Source organism: Paraglaciecola marina, from assembly GCF_004360155.1.
Lineage (GTDB): Bacteria > Pseudomonadota > Gammaproteobacteria > Enterobacterales > Alteromonadaceae > Paraglaciecola > Paraglaciecola marina.
The window spans coordinates 230,188-249,960 of the sequence record NZ_SAIS01000001.1 but is presented as its reverse complement, the minus strand read 5'-3'; the positions used below and the strand labels follow the sequence as shown (position 1 = coordinate 249,960).

General features: G+C 38.0%; 22 protein-coding genes, 1 tRNA gene and 1 riboswitch. Of the genes, 4 read left to right on the top strand and 19 right to left on the bottom strand.

Features of this window, described 5'->3' with window-relative positions:
* Positions 1–58 precede the first annotated feature (58 nt).
* Positions 59–1,795, bottom strand: coding sequence for an arginine--tRNA ligase (gene argS / locus EOK74_RS07225; RefSeq protein ID WP_133469313.1), 1,737 nt, complete (start codon positions 1,793–1,795; stop codon positions 59–61).
* A 28-nt stretch (positions 1,796–1,823) separates the two neighbouring features.
* Positions 1,824–3,401: a peptide chain release factor 3 gene (prfC, locus tag EOK74_RS07220; RefSeq protein ID WP_133469312.1), complete on the bottom strand. Its 1,578-nt coding sequence runs from the start codon at positions 3,399–3,401 to the stop codon at positions 1,824–1,826.
* A 235-nt stretch (positions 3,402–3,636) separates the two neighbouring features.
* On the opposite strand from prfC, the gene EOK74_RS07215 reads away from it, so the two are divergent.
* Together EOK74_RS07215 and EOK74_RS07210 are read left to right on the top strand one after the other, a co-directional pair.
* Positions 3,637–3,903 (top strand): helix-turn-helix domain-containing protein, encoded by a 267-nt coding sequence (locus EOK74_RS07215; protein ID WP_133469311.1) that lies wholly within the window; start codon positions 3,637–3,639, stop codon positions 3,901–3,903.
* Positions 3,904–3,923: 20 nt separating this feature from the next.
* Complete coding sequence (locus EOK74_RS07210; protein ID WP_133469310.1) at positions 3,924–4,649, top strand: hypothetical protein; 726 nt, start codon at positions 3,924–3,926, stop codon at positions 4,647–4,649.
* A 164-nt stretch (positions 4,650–4,813) separates the two neighbouring features.
* On the opposite strand, the gene EOK74_RS07205 is transcribed toward EOK74_RS07210, so the two are convergent.
* Complete coding sequence (locus EOK74_RS07205) at positions 4,814–5,038, bottom strand: hypothetical protein (RefSeq protein WP_133469309.1); 225 nt, start codon at positions 5,036–5,038, stop codon at positions 4,814–4,816.
* Between the two features lie 12 nt (positions 5,039–5,050).
* Entirely contained in the window at positions 5,051–5,233 is a 183-nt protein-coding gene (locus tag EOK74_RS07200; protein WP_133469308.1) for a hypothetical protein, read from the bottom strand.
* A gap of 260 nt (positions 5,234–5,493) precedes the next feature.
* On the opposite strand from EOK74_RS07200, the gene EOK74_RS07195 reads away from it, so the two are divergent.
* The gene (locus tag EOK74_RS07195; RefSeq protein ID WP_133469307.1) at positions 5,494–5,748 is read left to right on the top strand and encodes a helix-turn-helix domain-containing protein; all 255 of its coding nucleotides are present in this window, start codon (positions 5,494–5,496) and stop codon (positions 5,746–5,748) included.
* 27 nt (positions 5,749–5,775) lie between these two features.
* Here EOK74_RS07195 and rimI read toward each other — a convergent pair whose 3' ends face one another.
* From rimI to EOK74_RS07150, 9 genes are all read right to left on the bottom strand, one after another.
* The gene (rimI, locus tag EOK74_RS07190) at positions 5,776–6,282 is read right to left on the bottom strand and encodes a ribosomal protein S18-alanine N-acetyltransferase (RefSeq protein ID WP_239024041.1); all 507 of its coding nucleotides are present in this window, start codon (positions 6,280–6,282) and stop codon (positions 5,776–5,778) included.
* Positions 6,246–6,692, bottom strand: coding sequence for a DNA polymerase III subunit psi (locus tag EOK74_RS07185; RefSeq protein WP_166638728.1), 447 nt, complete (start codon positions 6,690–6,692; stop codon positions 6,246–6,248). The genes rimI and EOK74_RS07185 overlap by 37 nt, the downstream gene beginning before the upstream one ends.
* 113 nt (positions 6,693–6,805) lie before the next feature.
* A tRNA-Trp gene (locus EOK74_RS07180) sits at positions 6,806–6,882 on the bottom strand.
* 114 nt (positions 6,883–6,996) lie between these two features.
* A complete protein-coding gene (locus tag EOK74_RS07175) occupies positions 6,997–7,788 on the bottom strand; it encodes a phosphotransferase (protein WP_133469305.1) in 792 nt (263 codons plus the stop codon).
* Positions 7,785–8,390, bottom strand: a complete 606-nt coding sequence (gene pnuC / locus EOK74_RS07170) for a nicotinamide riboside transporter PnuC (protein ID WP_133469713.1) — start codon at positions 8,388–8,390, stop codon at positions 7,785–7,787. The genes EOK74_RS07175 and pnuC overlap by 4 nt, the downstream gene beginning before the upstream one ends.
* A complete protein-coding gene (locus EOK74_RS07165) occupies positions 8,390–8,647 on the bottom strand; it encodes a hypothetical protein (RefSeq protein ID WP_133469304.1) in 258 nt (85 codons plus the stop codon). The genes pnuC and EOK74_RS07165 overlap by 1 nt, the downstream gene beginning before the upstream one ends.
* A gap of 55 nt (positions 8,648–8,702) precedes the next feature.
* Positions 8,703–10,805, bottom strand: a complete 2,103-nt coding sequence (locus EOK74_RS07160; protein WP_133469303.1) for a TonB-dependent receptor — start codon at positions 10,803–10,805, stop codon at positions 8,703–8,705.
* Positions 10,806–10,865: 60 nt separating this feature from the next.
* Positions 10,866–10,970: riboswitch (TPP riboswitch) on the bottom strand.
* Between the two features lie 105 nt (positions 10,971–11,075).
* Positions 11,076–11,927: a hypothetical protein gene (locus EOK74_RS07155; protein ID WP_239024040.1), complete on the bottom strand. Its 852-nt coding sequence runs from the start codon at positions 11,925–11,927 to the stop codon at positions 11,076–11,078.
* Between the two features lie 66 nt (positions 11,928–11,993).
* Positions 11,994–12,371 (bottom strand): acyl-CoA thioesterase, encoded by a 378-nt coding sequence (locus EOK74_RS07150; protein ID WP_133469302.1) that lies wholly within the window; start codon positions 12,369–12,371, stop codon positions 11,994–11,996.
* Between the two features lie 63 nt (positions 12,372–12,434).
* Between EOK74_RS07150 and EOK74_RS07145 the strand changes: the two genes are divergently transcribed.
* Entirely contained in the window at positions 12,435–14,528 is a 2,094-nt protein-coding gene (locus EOK74_RS07145) for a tRNA(Met) cytidine acetyltransferase TmcA (RefSeq protein ID WP_133469301.1), read from the top strand.
* A 62-nt stretch (positions 14,529–14,590) separates the two neighbouring features.
* On the opposite strand, the gene EOK74_RS07140 is transcribed toward EOK74_RS07145, so the two are convergent.
* The 6 genes from EOK74_RS07140 to EOK74_RS07115 are packed head-to-tail and all read right to left on the bottom strand — an operon-like array spanning position 14,591 to position 19,540.
* On the bottom strand, positions 14,591–15,865 hold the full coding sequence (locus tag EOK74_RS07140; RefSeq protein WP_133469300.1) for a tetratricopeptide repeat protein: 1,275 nt from the start codon (positions 15,863–15,865) through the stop codon (positions 14,591–14,593).
* Positions 15,865–16,476, bottom strand: a complete 612-nt coding sequence (locus EOK74_RS07135; RefSeq protein ID WP_133469299.1) for an energy transducer TonB — start codon at positions 16,474–16,476, stop codon at positions 15,865–15,867. Before EOK74_RS07135 ends, EOK74_RS07140 begins: the two co-directional genes overlap by 1 nt.
* 1 nt (position 16,477) lies before the next feature.
* Complete coding sequence (locus tag EOK74_RS07130; protein WP_133469298.1) at positions 16,478–16,879, bottom strand: ExbD/TolR family protein; 402 nt, start codon at positions 16,877–16,879, stop codon at positions 16,478–16,480.
* A 12-nt stretch (positions 16,880–16,891) separates the two neighbouring features.
* Positions 16,892–17,416, bottom strand: coding sequence for a MotA/TolQ/ExbB proton channel family protein (locus EOK74_RS07125; RefSeq protein WP_133469297.1), 525 nt, complete (start codon positions 17,414–17,416; stop codon positions 16,892–16,894).
* A gap of 1 nt (position 17,417) precedes the next feature.
* Positions 17,418–18,770 carry a MotA/TolQ/ExbB proton channel family protein gene (locus tag EOK74_RS07120; protein WP_133469296.1) on the bottom strand — a complete coding sequence of 451 codons (1,353 nt, stop codon included), beginning with the start codon at positions 18,768–18,770 and terminating at the stop codon, positions 17,418–17,420.
* 5 nt (positions 18,771–18,775) lie between these two features.
* On the bottom strand, positions 18,776–19,540 hold the full coding sequence (locus EOK74_RS07115; RefSeq protein WP_133469295.1) for a DUF3450 domain-containing protein: 765 nt from the start codon (positions 19,538–19,540) through the stop codon (positions 18,776–18,778).
* Positions 19,541–19,773: the final 233 nt, after the last annotated feature.

Below are 19,773 nucleotides of genomic sequence, written 5' to 3'. Positions count from 1 at the left end.
AACGCTTCATAAATGAAGCGTTTTGTTTGAATTTATTATGAAATATTAAATAGTGTATTTACATTTTTTCCATGGTTTCAATACCTAACAAGTCTAATCCTGACTGCAAGGTTTTAGCGGTTAATTGCGCTAACATTAAACGACTATTTTTAGTGCCCTCGTCTATTCCTTCTTTAAGAATTGGGCAAGCTTCATAAAAACTCATAAACAAGCTAGCTAGTTCGTAAATATAGGTACATAACACGTGGGGTGTCGCTTCGGCTGAAACTTGTTTAATGGCTTCAACGTATTGCATTAATTTCACAGCGAGTAATTGTTCCTGATTTTTAGTTAAAACAATATCAGCTTGTAAATTAATATCATCAGCATGGGCTTTTCTAAAAATACTTTGAACACGTGTGTAAGCGTACTGTAAGTAAGGCGCGGTATTACCTTCAAAGCTGAGCATTGAATCCCAGTTAAAAATATAATCTGTAGTACGATTCTTACTTAAATCAGCATACTTGACGGCACCAATTCCTACTTTATTAGCAATGATTTTACGTTCATCAGCAGTTAAATCTGACTCACGTTGGTTGATCAAAACTTCTGCACGTTCGATAGCTTCGGTTAACAATTCAGCTAATTTGACTGTGCCGCCAGTACGGGTTTTAAATGGTTTACCATCATTACCTAGCATCATGCCAAATGGGCAATGTTCGTAACTTTGATCTGGATTAATAAATCCTGCTTTACGGGCAACTATCTCAGTTTGTTTAAAGTGCAGTGCCTGACGAGCATCGGTAAATATTAAGGTGCGATCAGCATTTAATTTACCATTACGGTAACGAATTGCGGCTAAATCAGTTGTAGCATACAGATAGCCTCCACCAGATTTTTGTACAATATAAACAGCCGGATCACCTTCTTTATCTGCCATTTCTTCTAAAAAGGCAACTTGTGCACCTTGGTCTTCAACGACTATTCCTGTGGACTTTAACTCTGCAACTGTGGCTGCAAGGTCGTCGTTATAGGCGCTTTCACCCATTACATCAGCGCGGCTCAGGGTAACATTTAGCTTGTCGTAAACTTCTTCACTATGAGCAATAGATACATCAATAAAGTTTTGCCACAGCTGCATGCATTGCGGGTCGCCACCTTGTAGCTTAACGACATAGTCGCGAGCTCGGTCAGCAAAGCCATCTTCATTATCAAAGCGCACCTTAGCCGCACGATAAAAATCTTCTAAATCGGATAATGCGGTTTCTGCTACTTCGTTGGCCGCTAACTTGTCGTTTAGATGGGCGAGTAACATACCAAACTGTGTTCCCCAATCACCCATATGGTTTTGGCGAATCACTTTGTGACCTAGAAACTCTAACGTTTTAGCGACGGCATCACCAATAATAGTGCTGCGTAAATGGCCAACATGCATTTCTTTTGCAAGGTTTGGGGCAGAATAATCTACTACGATACTTTGAGGCTGCTCTGTTTCAATACCCAAGCGCGAATCTGCATTTGCAGCTTGTAACTGCTTAGCTAACCACAGTGGCTTTAGATGAATATTAATAAACCCAGGTCCTGCAATCTCCAGTTTTTCAACTTCTGCTTCTAAATCAACGGCTTCAACAATTTTTTGTGCAATTTCACGAGGGTTTTGCTTTAAAACCTTAGACAAACCCATTGCACCATTAAATTGATAATGACCAAAACCAGCACGGGTACTTCGACTCAATGGAGCAGCAGTCCCCTCTGGCGCACCAATAGCAGTAAGTGCGGTTTTAAATTTTTCTAATAAAAAAGTATGTAAATTCATTTTAAATTTTTTCTCAAAAACTCGAGGCCTAGTGCTCTCTGGTCGTGTGGAATTTAATGTCGGGGTACCTTTCTTGGGCCAATGACAAGTTGACTCTGGTGGGGGCGATATAAGTCAAGTTATCACCGCCATCTAAGGCTAAATTAGCTTCAGCTTTACGTCTAAACTCATCTAAAGTTCTGGCATCTGGTGCGGTAACCCATTGCGCGGTATAAACATTTACATGCTCATACATGGCATCAACGTTATATTCACCTTTCAAACGTGCAACTACAACATCAAACTGCAACACCCCAACTGCACCAACAATAAGATCATTGTTTTGTAGAGGCCTAAATACCTGAACAGCCCCCTCTTCAGACAATTGAATCAGGCCTTTTTGAAGTTGTTTTTGCTTTAAAGGATCTCTTAACCTGATACGCTTAAATAGTTCTGGTGCGAAATTAGGAATGCCTGCGAAACGAAATTTTTCACCCGCGGTAAAGGTATCACCAATCTGAATTGAACCATGATTATGCAAACCAATAATATCACCCGCATAGGCTTCTTCGAGTAACTCCCTATCACCTGCTAAAAATGTCAAAGCATCTGAAATACGTACATCTTTACCAATGCGGCTATGGTGCATTTTCATGCCTTTCTCATATTTGCCTGACACAATACGACAAAATGCGATTCTATCTCTATGCTTAGGATCCATGTTGGCTTGAATTTTAAATACAAAACCGCTAAATTTCTTTTCGTTAGATTCGACTTTACGTTCGTTAGTTTCGCGACCTTGAGGCAAAGGCGCCCACTGAATCAAGCCATCTAACATGTGGTCTACACCGAAGTTCCCCATTGCGGTTCCAAAAAAAACAGGTGTTAACTCTCCAGCTAAAAACTCTTCATGATTAAATTCATGTGAAGCGCCTTGAACAAGCTCTAACATTTCTCGCAATTCTTCGGCATAACTGCCAATAGCTTCGTCTAGCTCTGGGTTGTCTAACCCTTTAACAATTCGCACATCTTGAATGGTATGGCCCATTCCGGTTTGATACAGAATAGTTTCATCTCTTAATAAATGATAAACACCTTTAAACTCTTTCCCCATTCCGATAGGCCAAGTAATAGGTGAACACTTGATATTAAGTACATTTTCTACTTCGTCTAATAAGTCAATAGGGTCTCGAGTATCCCTATCAAGCTTGTTCATAAACGTAATAATTGGCGTATCTCGCAAACGAGTCACGTCCATTAATTTTATAGTACGAGCTTCAACCCCTTTCGCTGCATCAATTACCATCAAGCATGAATCAACTGCCGTTAAGGTACGGTAAGTATCTTCTGAGAAATCCTCATGGCCAGGTGTATCAAGTAAATTAACGAGATGGTCTTGATATGGAAACTGCATTACCGAGGTGGTAACAGAAATTCCACGCTCTTTTTCCATTTCCATCCAGTCAGATTTGGCATGCTGGCCTGATTTTTTACCTTTTACGGTCCCTGCTTTTTGTAAGGCATTACCGAACAAAAGAACTTTTTCTGTAATGGTGGTTTTACCGGCATCTGGGTGAGAGATAATCGCGAATGTGCGGCGTTTATCAACTTCTTGTTGAAAAGACATGAAAATACTCTTTGCTAAACGAATGACTAATGATTTTGGCCGCGCATTGTATATGACTTAAGGTAAAAAGTCCTGATCCAGCGATAACTTTCACAGTATCTAAAGATATTTATATCTAACAACCATAGTATCGCGAGATATTTGTTATAAATTTTTAATTTACTCATACTAAAGTTTACTTTATAGTCGTCTAGGTAAGTTTTTTGCCAAATCACTTTTTAGGAAATTTAACGACATGTCCCGTAGAAAAATGTTTAGCGGTGCTCAATTGAAGTCTTTGCGAAAAGAAGCAGGGTTCACTCAAGAGGAATTAGCAAGTCGCATTGGCATTAGCCGAGAAACAGTGTCTGCAATTGAGAATGAAAAGCCTGAGACTATGGAAAGTATTGGCGTAAGTGTTATCAGTAAATGGTGGTCTACTTGTCGTCAAACAGCTTCAGAACAAACTCGTGAATCTTTTTTCTCTACCGTTATGGATTATTTCGGCTTTAACTTAAGCTAAACTTATCTTAACCTAGGCCAATGTTAATACGCGCCTACCTCCCCAAAATAATCACAGCACTCTTCGGAGGGCTTTTTGTCGCCCTTGGAATATTGACTTTTGGTGATGCTAAAATATTTGACTTGCTATATTTTGGAATACTAGTATTCACATCCATCGTTTGTAGAAAAAACATTAATGTTCTGGGCGTCATTTCAATAATAGCAATCCATCAGATACTATCTGAGACAGCTTGGTTTACGTTTAATAACGGTGACCTTTTATCACCATTAACCGCAGCAATATTTTTTTATTCAATAATCATTTTCGCTTGTTTCAAATTTAGACATGACAACATATCTAAATTTCTTATTGTTAGTTTACTTTTCACTGTTGCAACAGAGGCTTACCTTTTTATTAAAACCGGAAGTATTGCCGCACTGCATTGGTACTTAGTTGTATTGACGATTAATTTACTAACTAGGCATTTAATTTTTCTTAGAGTCAGTTATACGGGTATTTACTATCCTAATAAAGCTAAATCAATAAACCTAGATTGGCAAATATATAAATTGAATGCATTAGCTGTGTTTGTTCAGACGGCAAATGTATGTGAATATTTTTTACGCAAGTTTTTTGGTCTCAATGACATCTTATTTGTTTACAATTTATACCCTTATTTAATGCAAGCTATCTCTACATATTCGATATTTATAATATTTCACGAAAGCTATAAATTAATTATTCCTAAAATGCTCAAGGCTTAGGACTGACCTTTTGATTTAAAACAAGCATAATCCTCATGTATGTAGTTTTCGCTACATAATAAATTAAACATATGAGGATATGATCATGGATTTAAAAAACCTTTTAATTTCTACTTTAATTAGCACAACTATAGTTGGTTTGGCTCTTGCGAGTACTAATTCTATTAAAACAAGCCAAACAACGTCACTAATTCCCACTCAATCAGACAGTCAGATGCCGCCAATGTTGGCCCAATCAAGCCGTCAGATCCCGCCAATGCTAGCCCAATCAAGCCGCCAGATCCCGCCAATGATAGCCCAATCAAGCCGTCAGATCCCGCCAATGCTAGCCCAATCAAGCCGTCAGATCCCGCCAATGTTAGCCCAATCAAGCCGTCAGATCCCGCCAATGCTAGCCCAATCTAGCCGTCAGATTCCACCAATGTTAGCCCAATCAAGCCGCCAGATCCCGCCAATGCTGGCCCAATCAAGCCGCCAGATCCCGCCAATGATAGCCCAATCAAGCCGTCAGATCCCGCCAATGCTAGCCCAATCAAGCCGCCAGATTCCGCCAATGTTAGCCTAATCAAGCCGTGAAGTTCCATTGTCTACTTACATGGCATAGGCAATTAGAGGAACAAGCTTCAAAATAAATCATAATGGTTTTCGCCCATATTAGGGCGAACCTTTATTTTTCATAAGAATACTCAACGAATCATAAACTTACCTAAAAAAGTGCAATTATTTCACCTTGTGGAACCAAATCCACATTTCTTTTTATACACTTCCAAGCGACAGAGAAAGCAAGGCTCATTTACTTCAACAATAGCATTGCTGTAGTTTCATAAAATTGGAGAAATTAAATATGTATATTAACGGTGCAGATCTTAGAGCAATGCGTCAAGACGCTGGCTTAACAACTGTAAAAATGGCTGAGCTTGCTAAAGTCAAGACGCGTAAAACTTACGAAAATTGGGAAAAAAACATTGGCGCACCTAGCATGAATCAATTTATCGCTATGTGTGTTGGCTGTAATTACAACTCTTCAAAATTTGTGAAAATGGCAATTGAAAGTGAAGGCCAAACGGATAGCCTAAATGTGACAGCCGCACGTAAATAAAGAGAACGGGGCTTTAGCCCCTTCCCTTTAAAAACCACCTATATATAACCCCATAATTAATGCGTCTTCTTTACCATTGGCTGTAGGGTAATAGTTTTTACGCTGCTCTATAAGTACAAATCCTTGTTGTTCATATAAATGAATAGCAACCTCATTAGACTCTCTTACCTCTAACCAAAGCTGCACGGCTTTTTTGTCATTACATTCATCAATAAAATGCTCAAGTAGCTTTTTACCATAGCCTTCTCCTTGAAATTCCTTGTTGATTACTATATCCATAAGAGTTACTTCATCTAACACTGACATGCCGATGTAGTATCCAACTAATTCATTATTAGCTAATAAACAATTTGCAAAATAAGGATGAGTTAGACAATCTTCAAATATTCGTTTAGACCAAGGGCTAAACTGACCTAGTTGGTGTAAGTCAAAACACTCTTGATTAAAATGAGGAATGACAGAGTTAAAAGTGAGATCCATAGAATTGTGATAAGTGATTAGGAATTGTCTTTGGTAACTTGGAGTATACTCCAAAGGTGTTTCTTCAGGTTTGGATTATCTAATAAATCTAAACTTGGTATTAATAATTGCTTGTTTTTGAAACTTACCTCTTCGCCTTTAAGCAAAGCAATAGGATAGCCTCTAAATTCATTTTGTTGCCCCGATTCAATGTGCTGAACTTTATCAATTGTTATCTCTAGCGCACGCAATACATCGATAAATAAAGGACTAGAAGTTTCATCTTGGCTAAAAGTAGTTAAAACTGCGGTTGTTTCTTTTAATTGAGATGAACTACTTTTTAACTGCTTTAACTTTGCTAATGCATCTACTTTTGAAATCGATGACTTAAGCTCAGAGGTTAATGGCTCTAGCTCTTTGGGTTCATTCACAGTAGGAGCTTCAGTTTTATTAGAAACAGATAGTGCCCAATTTGAGATTTCCATTTCTGTTAAAATCGCATTTTGGTATGGGCTTATAGATGGTTGGATAGAGCTTGTCATCGTAAAACAATATCATGAATAGAGGTTTGATTGTCACTATATTGACGAGTTTAAGTTGGCAGGAGTGGAGGGATTCGAACCCCCAACCATCGGTTTTGGAGACCGCTGTTCTACCAATTGGAACTACACTCCTGCTGACGGGCTGAATTATACTGACCCAAAGTAAAAGGTAAAGTGATTTTACCCTAAGCTTTATGATCTGGTAATCAACCGCACAATTAATACACTATTTTAGCCCTATCTTAAACTAAACGGTTAATTTTGCAGCCAAGTACCATAACCGATTTGTAAACTCTACTAGAGGTTTCATTACTTTTACCCGCGATACAACATCAGATACTCGTTGCTCCATAAGTTCGGCATAACACACACACAGAGCTTCCTCAGCGTTATGATTTAGACTATTGATAGCAATACATGACGCCAAATCAAAATAAGGGGATGAATTTGCGCAATACTCCCAATCAAAAATTTTTATCGGTTCGTGACAAGTAACGTGGGACAAAGCCAAATCATTGTGACAAAACACTAGCCCTTTAGAGCATTCCTGATACCAGGTTTTTGTATAAGTATCTAATGGGAATAAATCATTCTCAGAGATATTAGAGCCCAACAAATCAATGTAATGCTGCCACTGCTTTGGCATGTCTAAAGTTGGAGCGTGAATTGTTGTTTTGTGTATTGTGGCTAGAGCTGAGGCTAAAAAAGACGTAGTCTCATTAACCGATAATTTTGAGTGTTCCAATGTTTGTCTTTTTGACCAGCTATCAATTTGAAAATGATTAGATTTCGATAAATAGATTGGCCTGACCGATAAGTTATGATCATAAAGCTGCTTCTGAATATCAAATAAGACTTGTCTATCTAAACCAGCGATTTCATCAGACTCAAATGTTTTAATAAAGTAACACTGCTCGGCGGTTTCTAATCTATAACTCCTGTTCAATGCGCCGGCATTTAAAGGGATAAGGTTAAAGTCAGGATCAATAAAAGATAACTCTCTTAACTCTTGCTCCATTCTGTCTCTTAAATCTTTCATGTGGCAACTTTGGTATCTTTAGCTGCATCAGGCTGAATACGCCATTGAATAAATCCATAAATAGCAAACCCAGCATAAAAGAGATATAAAACACCAGTCAAAGCAAGGCCTTTGGCAAAATACAGATAGGCACCAAAAACGTTAATGGCGATCCAATATAACCAGTTTTCTCTGACTTTATGGGTTACTAAAAAGGTAGTGAATACACTAAAAACAGTAACAAAGGCGTCCAAATATAAATAGTCTGCATCTAATACAGAGCTAGCAAAATAACTTAAAGCCCAAGCAGTACAGGATAGTAAAACAATACTAGTAAGGTGATAGCGCAATGGCCAAACTTTAACAGCGAGCGTTTCACTATAACTATTTTTCCATTTACGCCAACCATACACCGCCATTATCAAATAGTAGGCATTCAAAACTGTATGAAACGGTAAAGATACACTCCAGAAAAGCCAAGTGTAAATAGCCGTACTTATTAGTGCACTGGGCCAACACCAAATATTCTGTTTAGCTGCAAAGTATACATAGGCTAGCGCCAGTATAACCGCAATCCATTCCTGCCAAGAGGTACTCTGAAACTGAACTAAAAAGCTTTCAATCACACCTCAGTGCTCATTTTGTTACCATTAAGAAACTTGCACACAAAAATAGCCTGGCCCACCTCTTTGTGACTTCGTTGCATTTCTTCGGCTAACAATTTCATAGTAGGTAAGTAGTCACCACTTACAATTGTGCTCGTTGCACTAGTGCTAACTTTTATATCGTCATAACTATTTAAACGATCGATAAAATCTTGAATGGGAGCAATATACTGCTCTTTTAAAGGATACATAGATAATTCAGCGACTAATTTCATCTTAACTCCAGATAGAAAAGCCGAGCTAATTCTCAGCTCGGCTTATAAAGGTTACTTAGTATTGGTATTTAAAATTAACACCTACACGACGGGGCTCACCAAACTGCTCCCATACATGGGGTAAGTATTCGTCACGGGGATCGTTAGGAAAATAAAACCCGCGATTAGCATACTCTTCATCAAATAAATTTCGGGCGTACAAGCTAACTCGCCAATTGAATAGCTCAAGGTCTAAGCTAGTATGGACAAGTAGCATTGAATCTGATTTGTTGTCATGACTGAATGAATAATAGAATTCATCTTTAGCATCAAATTCAATCAACCAATTTACACTATCTGAGAGCTGCCAATTTACGCCAGCATTTACATGGTATGTAGGCGCATGAGCTTGATCACGCCCATCAATATTTGAACCATCTTGACGGGTAATATTACTGATCTCAGTTCTCAAATAACCAATATTAGCGAAGGTATTTAGGCTCTCAGATAACATATAGTTTAGACTTGCTTCAATACCATAGTTTTTACCATCGGTAGAGTTCTCATAAAAATCAACAAAGGACTGGCCGTTAACTATAGAGTTTTTATATTGCACATCATCGCGTTTTTGATAAAAGGTACTGAAATCTAACGTCAAAGTGCCATCTTGGTTAGCACCTTTTATTCCGAATTCAATTCCAATAAGAGATTCAGCATCAAAAATGGCATTATCTAAGATGGTTTGTCTAAACTCTGCAACATCTTCATCATCTACTTTACTAAGAGATTGGCCATTAACGCCGCCCATCTTATAGCTACGTAATAAACTAAGATAAAGCATACTGGTGTCACCTACATTTTGGTGATAGCTTACTTCCGCTCCCCAATCTGTATGGTCGATTTTTTCATCAATTAAATTGGAGTCAACATAATCAAGTGTCTGTGAAGCTAAGCGCAAACTTGTAGTTAACCATTGAGTGTCAGATAAACTGAATTTATATTCTCCAAATAACGCAAAATCAACACGGTCAACCTGACTTTCAAAAGGGTTAGCTAGCCAGGTATATTCTCGCGTTAAGTCTTCTGTTTCATCAGCAAAATACAAGCCAACAACCCAGGCGTTAGCTTCGCTAATCTTACTACTTAGTTTGGCTTCAAAGCTTGAATCTTCACGATCTCTAAAGTAATAATCTGTTGATGAGTATTCCCATCCTGGAGCGATACCTACGTAGCTCCAATCTTCGTCGTATCCATAACCTAAGTCAGCTTGCATAAAACTAGTTTGTACCTTAAGGTCAGCAGATTCTAAACCTTCGTAATCAAGGGTAACAGCAACCGCTTCACTCTCTTGTGTATCGAAACCAGGCTCATCAGATAAGGTGGTTCTGTCTCTATTTAGAGAAAAAGCATCGTATCCATTATTAACATCAATTAAATGAACAACTGTATTGATGGATAAGTCATCCGTTACCTGCCAACTAAGCTTGCCTCTCGCGGTCAACTCATCAACATTATTAGTATCGTCACGACCTAACCAGATATTTTCAATAAAACCATCACTAGTATTTTGATGTACCGACAAGCGATAGTCTAATGAATCAATAATTGCTCCCCCAACTGCAGCGCCTATATTCCAACTACCGTAATTAGCCGCCCCAAACTGTGCATCAAAGCTAGTTTCGTCACTCGCTTCATTACTAATTACATTGATCATTCCAGCTAAGCCGTCAGCACCAAAACGCGCACTATTTGGGCCTTTGAATATTTCTACTTGACCTATATCAAAAGTACTAGCACCAGCTAATAATCCAGAATAATTTATCCCATCAACTAAATAGCCAACAGAAGGGTTAACTGGGTCGGTGAATTGGCTACGTTCGCCTATGCCTCGAATTTGAATGAAACGACCACGACTCGCGCCACTAGCAAAATTTACGTTAGCTGCACGGTTTAAAATTTCTTCAAGGTGTTGCGCTTGTCTCTGTGCAATCGTCGTTTCATCTAAAACAGAAATGCTGGTTGCCATTTTAGATAGTGGCGTAGCGGTCAATGCGCCTTGAACGGTTATAACTTCAATATTTTCTTCTGGTGTTTGGTCTTGACTGGTTTGAGCGTTAACATAGGTGTTAACTAACAAACAACTAATTAAACTAGCCAAAGGCTTTTTACTAAATATCATTATAAGAGGATCTCTTCAGTGTGTTTTGAAAAGATCCGGCTTTACGGCAGGTAAATGGGGATAACTAACTCTGACCATTCCTACGCCGGCATTATCCGGATCAGGTGTAAGGGTTTATGAGTCAAAGCTCAATTCTCAGCCAGTAAGGCACCCCCTGGTGAAAAGAACAATCAATATACTTTCATAGCAAATGTTCTCAGCTTGCATAGTCTAACAGTGCCAAACTGATTAGCAATAGCAGTATATGCATGTGAAAGAGCTAAATGATATTTACTCAGTCACTTTAATTTTTACAAGTTTATTTTTGGAAAAAAATGAGCTTTCTTGCGTAAACCAAACTTCTCCTTTTTTCGCAACGCAAACTCCTTCAACTTGGCCATACCCTTCCAAATCAAAAAATTTAACTACATTTAGTTGTTCGTCCAAAATTGTAATAAAAGGTGAAAAGAAACCCCATAACCACATTTTATAGCCAACTAAGATAAAGCGCTTATTCTTGTGATCATAGTCTCCACCCGTGATTACACCAGGTAGCCCATTAACTTTTGCTATTGATTTAATGCCTTGATTGGGGTTAACTTTGTCTAAGCGATAAACAAATAATGTCCCCGTATCCCAACTTTTTGAAAATAGATACAAAAACTCGTTTACATTTACCAGCGCCTCAGCATCATAATCGTGATTTAGATACTTATTTTCTTTTAATGGATTATTTTGATAAGTAAAACGAACTGTGTTGGGTTTGTGTGCCGCTCCATTTTCTAAGATTTCTTGTATTTTTAAGGTCTTTCTATTCCCACTATTGTTACCAATGTCACCAATGTATAAGTGAGTACCATCTCCTGTTATCGCTTCCCAATCCCTGTTCTTCACTTTAAACAAACGTTCATTAACTATGTTTGCTTTGCTATCTATTTCATAGATTACTGGCTTATTTCCAGAGTCATTCAAGGTAAAGGCAGTCTCATTTTTAGAACAGAACAGAGCCGATGTTTCTTTTAGCTCTGCTGGCAGCATATACTCTTCCAAAAAGGTGTAATCAGGATTTTCTGTAGCAAATATCATTTCTACAATGACTATATTAAAAAACAGGGGTAGAAATATTCTATAAAACAATTTCAATTGTATTCATCCGTTAAATCACTTTAGCAAGAGCGCAGGTAGACTAGATTAAACTTATAGTTAAAATTACTGCTCTAATAGTGAATTTGTCTTCCCATGGGGTTTAGGTTGCCTAGTTTCAGCATCTAGACTCACGAAGACAATATCATCTGCTACACAGATTGTCTTTTTAGTAATTTTATTTCTCACCAAACATGTAATAGTAATTGAGGTTCGCCCAACCTTTTTTGTCTCAAGTCCAAATTCAACAACATCTCCTTGCATTGCCGGAGACTCAAAACTAATCTCCCCAATATGTTTTGTTACTAGTACATTGGTATCTAATTGGCAAATAGCATAGATAGCAGCTTCTTCATCAATCCATTCTAACGCCCTTCCTCCAAATAAAGAGTTTGCATAATTTAAGTCATTGGGCATGACTAACCTTCTAGATAAAAAGCGCATTCGTATTCCTTAGTAACTTTGCATACACTACACACATTGGTGCGGACAATGGATCCTAAATAAGTGAATTCAGCTAGTCAATTAAGTATTTGGCTTCAAAAACGAAATGAAGAAAAATGTCATAGACAATTATTAGTTATAAGTGGCAATAGAGACTGGGTATCCAAAAACCTTAGTCCAATCATTCAATTAGCTAATGAAGAAACCTTATGGGTAGGAAGCCCTCAGTTAAATATCAAACATATCAATATTAAGGATTACCGAAGCAGACTAGGACAAGAGCATAATTATTTAATTCTAGATTGCTTCGAAGGCTTTAGAGCCAATGCCGCCATGGCCTTGAGCGGCACCATAAAAGCTGGCGGCCTAATGATAATTCTTTGTCCTGATTTCGAAGAATGGAAAACCTTTGCAGATCCAGAGAATATTAATCGAATATCCTACGGCCTTAAGCAGATCACTGTTGAAAACCTGTTTTATGATTATTTAAGTAGTGCTTTTTTAAATGATCCGTCAGTTGCTATGTTAACTGAACAATTATTTCGCTCCCCAATATGTATAAGCAAAGATGAACATATAAGAAATCAACTATTAGAACAGGAAAATGCCGTTCAATTAGTATGTAAACACGCCCACGGCCGTGCCAATAGACCACTTCTACTAACTGCTGACCGTGGAAGAGGTAAATCATCTGCTCTAGGGCTCGCCGCAGCAAAATTAATGCAAATGGCACCCATAACTATATGGGTTAGTGCTCCGCTTGCTGTCAATATCGAACAAGTTTTTAAACACGCAAAAAAATCTCTACCAAGCAATATTGAACACAGTAAGTACTCATTGAAATTAGATAACAGCACACTTATTTTCAAACCTATAGACCAACTATTGTTAGCTGATGAATTACCTAACGTTATCTTTGTAGATGAAGCGGCCGCAATTCCAATACATATTCTTACAAAGCTCTTGCAAAAATTTCCAAGAATCATTTTTAGCTCAACTAGTCACGGTTATGAAGGCAGTGGACGTGGCTTTGAGATAAAGTTTACTCAGCAGTTAAAAAAACTAAAGCCTAACTATAAAAGAGTTCATTTAAAACAACCAATTCGATGGTATAACGAAGATGTGCTAGAAAGCTTTTGGTTTAATACTATGTTTTATGACTATAAAGCTAAAACGCATAAACCAAATGATAATAAAAACTTCCATTTTAGAAAATTATCAAAGTCGGAATTGTTAAAAAATAATGAAACACTGGAGCAAATATTTCAGTTGTTACTTAATGCCCACTACCAAACTAGCCCTGATGACCTCCAACGATTATTAGACTCTCCTGATCAAACATGTTTTGTATTAATGACAGCCGATAATATTATTGGTGTTGTTCAGGTTATCGAAGAAGGTGGCGAAAATTTAGCACCCATTAAAAATGAAATTGCTAGCTGTTATAGGCGTGTTAAAGGGCATTTAGTGAGCCAACAACTTACTGCCCAATATAATATTCCTGAATTAAGTACCATAAAACAATGGCGGATCAGCCGCATTGCTATCGATGCAAAGTATCAACGTAGGGGGTTAGGACTAGCGCTATTAACCTATTTAGAACAATATGCTCTAAAAAGAGATATTGGCTTTCTAAGCGCAGCTTTTGGTGCAAATTCTGAAATGATAACTTTTTGGAAAAAAGCTAACTTTGATTTAGTTCACTTAGGACAAAAGCCTGAAATTTCTAGCGGGGAATATAACTGTATCTGTATAAAAACCTTAAAAAGCCTTAGTACAAATCTAACCCCAAAATTAACTTTAGAGTTTTCTGATGAACTTAGGTTTAACCTTAATAAAACATTAAAGAGCCTACCAACTGATATTGCACTAGCTTTAATTCTTAGTTTGAAGGCTAAAAAACATACTTATAATGAAGGAAAGCTAGACCAATTCTTAAGAGGTAACAGGCAATTATCTACTTGCCTTAGGGATGTCTATCTGACTGTATCCTCGAATCTAAACTACGAAAGCATCATAGGCACTACAGAAGCACTATTTTTAACCGCTATGATATTCCAATCTAAAACGTATGAACAATTAGCCGCTGAGTTTAATTTAACAGGGAAAAAGCAGATTGAGGTAATGCTAAGGCAAAGTATTAAAAAACTACTTTGATCTTTGTTTTGATACAAAGCTTATAATGGCTATAAAAAAAGCTCCCTAAGGAGCTTTTTAAACTAAAGTGTTATACCACGGTTTTTGGCTTTTTCTTTTATATAAGGTTCCCAACTTCTCGCACTACGAGCCGTTGATTTATCCTTTTTAGCCTCTAACACATGTTTATAAGCTGTTTTGAAACTACCTTTATAAAAGTTCGCTTCCATCATAGTCAAATGGATACGCCCAACCTTATCAGAACCACCATCTAAGGCTTTCTGTAAGGCAACTAAAGATTCGTTATATCTTTCAGCAATATAAAGCATAACTCCTTGTTTCTGATACATATCAGGGTCAGAAGATAAAAGAGCTGACTGTTCATAATAACTAGCAGCTTCTTTAAATTCTTTAGCTTGTTGATAAGACGTAGCTATGCTTGTTAGCATTTTTGCATCTTTTTCAATTAGCCCAGACTCAATATGCTCTTCAAGTATCTTGGCGGCTTTGATTGGAATATCATTCATTGTATATAGTTGACTTAAAGCTTTAATCTCAGCTGCCTTAGTCAAGTAACCTTGCCCATAAGCAACTTCGAAAGTAGATAAAGCTTTCTTATTGTCTTCTACTAATAAATAAAAGAATCCTAATTGCGTCCACTGCGCTTTATCTTCAGCGAACAACCTAACAATATCTTCTTGAACTGCGATAGTTTCTTTATACATTTTACGATTGTAATAAGAAGTCATCTTCAGGGCATAGGCTGTTTTATTTGGCTTATCAGCTAAGCTAATAGCTTTGTTGATAGGCTCAATAATCTCAGCAAACTTTCCAGTTTGATAATAAGCGTTAGATATTCTGAAATAAGCATCAAAATCTTCTTTACAAGTAACGTCCATCCACTGGTTATACCATTTAATAGCGTCGTCATACTCTTCTTCTTGAAGACTCAAGTCTGCAATTAACTTAATAGTCCCCACTTGATCGGAGTCATTTAACTCATTTGACGCCACTGCTTTTGATAAAAACTCTATAGACTTCTTACCTTGACCATTTTGCGTGGCAAGTAAGTTACCTATAAATCTATCAGTAAACGCTCGGTCAAATCCATCAGACGTTTCAATTTCATATAAAACGTCTAATGCTTCAGTTACTTGATCGTTATTATAAAACTCTAAAGCTTGACCTACTTTTTTACCTACCTTTTGGCTAGGTATATTAGTAGGCCCTCGCTTATAGTCTGGACAAGCTATTGGTCCAACCGGCTTTGCTTTAGCTTGCGCGTAAACAACACTAGGAGAAACCACAGCCACAGTTAGAGCTGAAACCGCACACAAATGTTTTAAATATTTCTTCATTATGATTGATCCAACTTAAAGTCTAATTGCACAGTTAGGCCGAATTGCTTCATTGGTTTACCGTCTTCAATCTTAGGCTTGTATTTCCACTTACCTAAGGCCCTACGCGCTTCTCTGTCGAAAACACGTTTAGGGTCGGCTTCAATAACCTTAACATCTTCAACCCCACCGACTTCATTAATAGTAAAAGACAGTTTTACCCAGCCTTCTTTACCATCACGAGCAGCCTGTACAGGATATTTAGGTTCAATACGGACGATTGGTGTCGCTTCACCATCACGCATTGCTCCAACACCTCCAATATTCACTGAGGCTCCACCAACATCTACACTCGGCATACTAAAACCAAGTCCATCAGTATTAACGTCAGCTACATCAGGTTCAACCGGTTCAATTTTAGGTGGTTGCTTCGGCGGCGGCGGCGGAGGCGGCGGAACTCGCTGTCTCAACTGCGTCGCATCGTCAGGTGTTGCCATAACAATATCGATAATTGGCGAATCAGTCTGTTTTTTGGGTGGCATAGATGTATTAGATATGAGTTTAGCCATCAATACAAAAAGCCCAAACGCTATCGCGGCCCCTACTAATATAGAAACTATTAATCGACCCATATTAACTACCTGCCGTTGCTATTGAGATTCGATCAATACCAGCTGATTTAATTTGATCCATCACTTCGACAACTACACCGTGCTCGGCTTCTTTGTCAGCTTGAATTATAATTACATCAGAAGGCTGCTCTGCCATCAAACGTTCTAAGTTAGCTCGAACGCTATCAATATCTACTTCACGCTTATCAATCCACACTTTTTCATCAGCTGTTACTGCGATAAAAATGTTTGCGTTTTTAGGCATGATAGATTGAGTACCGTTTGGCTTGTTTACATCAATACCCGCTTCTTTTACAAAAACGGTAGTTACGATGAAGAAAATCAGCATGATAAACACTATGTCAAGCATTGGTGTCATATCAATTTCTGCATCTTCGTCTTCTACTCTAATTTTTCGACCCATAAGATCCTCTCTTTAATGATGGGGCAGGCTGTCTATCAGCTTAGCTCTGGCAATTTTAACTTTAGCTTCTAATCGAGAACTAAAGAATACACCAGACAATGCCGCTACCATTCCAGCCATAGTTGGAATAGTTGCCATAGAAATACCTCCGGCCATTAGACGAGGGTTACTTGTCCCCTGAGTCGCCATAGTTTCAAACACACCGATCATGCCAGTAACTGTTCCTAAAAGGCCAATTAAAGGGCACATAGCAACAAGAATTTTAATTAACATCATTCTTGCGCTTAAGCCATCGGATGCTTGTGAAATCCATGTGTCACGGATTCTATGCGCATACCATGAAGTAGTATCACTACGTGCATCCCAATTAGAAATAATTTCATCTCTAATTTTTGGATACACAGAAGCTAAATACCAATAACGCTCAATCATTAAAACCCACATAAGAAAGAGCGTTAAGGCGACAACGTAAAGAACGTCACCGCCGGCAGCGATAAAGTCCCTGACAGACTCCCATAGTTCTATCAGGTATAACATCTTAAGCTTTCTCCGACTCAGCGTGCGCAGCTACTATGCCTGCAGCTTGCTCATCTAAGATGTGCGTAATAGATTTACTACGTCCAGCTACGATACTGTGAGTTAACAACAGAGGTAATGCAGCGATAATACCTTGAGCGGTTGTTACCAATGCCATCGAAATACTACCAGCCATTAGTTTAGGGTCACCTGTACCGAACAAAGTAATTTGTTGGAAGGTCAAAATCATACCTAATACAGTACCTAAAAGACCTAACAGAGGTGCGATTGCAGCAAAGATCTTAATAACGTTTATTCCGCTATCGATTTTTGGTAATTCGCGCATGATAGCTTCATCTAGTTTTAACTCTAACGTTTCAACATCTTGAGATTTATTATCTTGATAAACCTGAAGAATACGACCAAGAGGGTTTCCAGTAGAAGGACTTGCAACGTTTTTAGCTTGCGAACGGATTTTGCCACCAATGATTGTTAATGTAACTATTTTGTACAAACCAATTAGTAAACCAATCGCTAGCATAAAAGTAATTACATAACCTACGTATCCACCAGCATGGTAACGCTCCATCATAGTCGCTTTTTCTTTCAATAAGCCAAGTATTGCACCGCTAGATGGATCTGCATAGAAAGGAACTAAACCTGAACTAGCGTTTAATAATTCTAAAGCAGAACTAACTAGGTAACCATCAGGTTGGCGACCAAGAGGTTGAACCATTTTATTCTGGTCGTCATAAACTAAATAGCCTTGTTCACCAACTAAGTTAAACGTACCAACACGTAAAACTTCTTGCTGTTGAGAACCACCATCTAAGTTAACAACTTCAGTAGTAAATTTAGAAACTTGACCAGACTCAGTCATTTCTGTTTGCAATGCAAACCAAAGGTCTTCTAACTCTTTAATATTAGGTAGACCTTTAGATTCCTCAGACATACGCTTTAAAAACTCACCACGTCCTGGGAACTCTGCACTTACAATAGAAGTTGAAATTTGACCGTAAGCTTCAGCAGATGCTTGACGAACAACACCAAACATTTCACCTAAAGTACCTGTTGCTTGAACAAGCTCAGCCTCTTTTTCAGCGAGAGCAACTTCATTATCTGAAAATTGCTTAGCTAAAGCATCACCACGAGCTTTTTCTGCTTTAAGGTCAGCTTGCGCTTTTCTTACTAATGCTTGCTTATCAGCACGCTCAGATTGAAATTCAGCTTCTCTTTGTTTATTGATTTGTGCTTCAGAAACACGATTTTTCTTAACATCTTCTAATAACTCTTCAAGAGTACTAGCTGCTTGTGCAGAAGTTGCTAAAAGAGAAATAGATGCAGCAGCAAATATAGATTTAAATACAGTTTTCATCAATATTACTCCGCTGCTTTAATTGGTAGTTCAAGAAGGTCTGGTGGTACTAGTGCGTTAGCCATACGCACAGCGTATACAACTGAACTAACATATGAATCATCAAGTACTTCCCATGCTCTGGCATCGTTATCCCAGATCCAAGCTGATTTCTGATCAAGAGACAAAGCCATTAATGCAGTTCTACCTAAGTTGAAGAAATCAACTGTCACTTCAGTGCCTTGATAATCAAATGTCCCTTGATATGACGTTATTTTTTTACCGTAAGCATTTTCAATTTGATAGGATTCTATTACCTGTCTGAATTGCTCTGATGTAGTAACGTTTGAGTTAGCCATAACATCACGTAAACGTTCAACACGTTCTTTACGCTCTTCTAGGTTGATTGGAACATCTAGATCAATAAACTGCTCTAGACTATCAATCATTCTGAACATCAAAGGTACGATACCGCGCTTAATGCCATCGATACCATCAATCTGAGTTTGAAGAGAATCGATTCCACGTTGTTGATCCGCAACTAAGGTTGCAACGTAATCGTTATATACTTTCAAGTTTTCTGTTTCGTCTACAATTCCACGATATTCAACAAATAATTCCTGTGACTGCTCGTACAGGTTGTTGATTTTCTCTTGGGATTTCGCTGCAGCCGTATGAATTTTTGCTTCTTCTTTATGAAGATCATTTAACGGATCTGCAGAGACAACAGCGCTGCTACCGAGTGCAATAGCACCAACGACGGCAGAAGCAATAAGGTTTCTCTTGCTCATTTTGGACATAATTCCCAACCAATTTTCTTTTTTTGAATCCTTTTCACACTTTGAAATTTGTGGATAAGGGGCTTTTAAGCTCTATAATTTAAGGGGCTTAGCATTCTATAAATAGAAAACTAAGACGTACGAATATTCACACGGATGTTGGCAAACTGTCAAGGATGTACTACGGGTTAAACTTCACATTTATCTTATTTTTTTTATTGCAATTTTTTTTGCAAGGTTATTTG

Excerpts from the sequence above, each read along its gene's own strand:
- argS (WP_133469313.1), bottom strand. The coding sequence starts at position 1,795 with ATGAATTTACATACTTTTTTATTAGAAAAATTTAAAACCGCACTTACT.
- prfC (WP_133469312.1), bottom strand. The coding sequence starts at position 3,401 with ATGTCTTTTCAACAAGAAGTTGATAAACGCCGCACATTCGCGATTATC.
- EOK74_RS07215 (WP_133469311.1), top strand. The coding sequence starts at position 3,637 with ATGTCCCGTAGAAAAATGTTTAGCGGTGCTCAATTGAAGTCTTTGCGA.
- EOK74_RS07210 (WP_133469310.1), top strand. The coding sequence starts at position 3,924 with ATGTTAATACGCGCCTACCTCCCCAAAATAATCACAGCACTCTTCGGA.
- EOK74_RS07200 (WP_133469308.1), bottom strand. The coding sequence starts at position 5,233 with ATGGAACTTCACGGCTTGATTAGGCTAACATTGGCGGAATCTGGCGGC.
- EOK74_RS07195 (WP_133469307.1), top strand. The coding sequence starts at position 5,494 with ATGTATATTAACGGTGCAGATCTTAGAGCAATGCGTCAAGACGCTGGC.
- EOK74_RS07185 (WP_166638728.1), bottom strand. The coding sequence starts at position 6,692 with ATGGAAATCTCAAATTGGGCACTATCTGTTTCTAATAAAACTGAAGCT.
- EOK74_RS07175 (WP_133469305.1), bottom strand. The coding sequence starts at position 7,788 with ATGAAAGATTTAAGAGACAGAATGGAGCAAGAGTTAAGAGAGTTATCT.
- EOK74_RS07165 (WP_133469304.1), bottom strand. The coding sequence starts at position 8,647 with ATGAAATTAGTCGCTGAATTATCTATGTATCCTTTAAAAGAGCAGTAT.
- EOK74_RS07160 (WP_133469303.1), bottom strand. The coding sequence starts at position 10,805 with ATGATATTTAGTAAAAAGCCTTTGGCTAGTTTAATTAGTTGTTTGTTA.
- EOK74_RS07150 (WP_133469302.1), bottom strand. The coding sequence starts at position 12,371 with ATGCGCTTTTTATCTAGAAGGTTAGTCATGCCCAATGACTTAAATTAT.
- EOK74_RS07140 (WP_133469300.1), bottom strand. The coding sequence starts at position 15,865 with ATGAAGAAATATTTAAAACATTTGTGTGCGGTTTCAGCTCTAACTGTG.
- EOK74_RS07135 (WP_133469299.1), bottom strand. The coding sequence starts at position 16,476 with ATGGGTCGATTAATAGTTTCTATATTAGTAGGGGCCGCGATAGCGTTT.
- EOK74_RS07130 (WP_133469298.1), bottom strand. The coding sequence starts at position 16,879 with ATGGGTCGAAAAATTAGAGTAGAAGACGAAGATGCAGAAATTGATATG.
- EOK74_RS07125 (WP_133469297.1), bottom strand. The coding sequence starts at position 17,416 with ATGTTATACCTGATAGAACTATGGGAGTCTGTCAGGGACTTTATCGCT.
- EOK74_RS07120 (WP_133469296.1), bottom strand. The coding sequence starts at position 18,770 with ATGAAAACTGTATTTAAATCTATATTTGCTGCTGCATCTATTTCTCTT.
- EOK74_RS07115 (WP_133469295.1), bottom strand. The coding sequence starts at position 19,540 with ATGAGCAAGAGAAACCTTATTGCTTCTGCCGTCGTTGGTGCTATTGCA.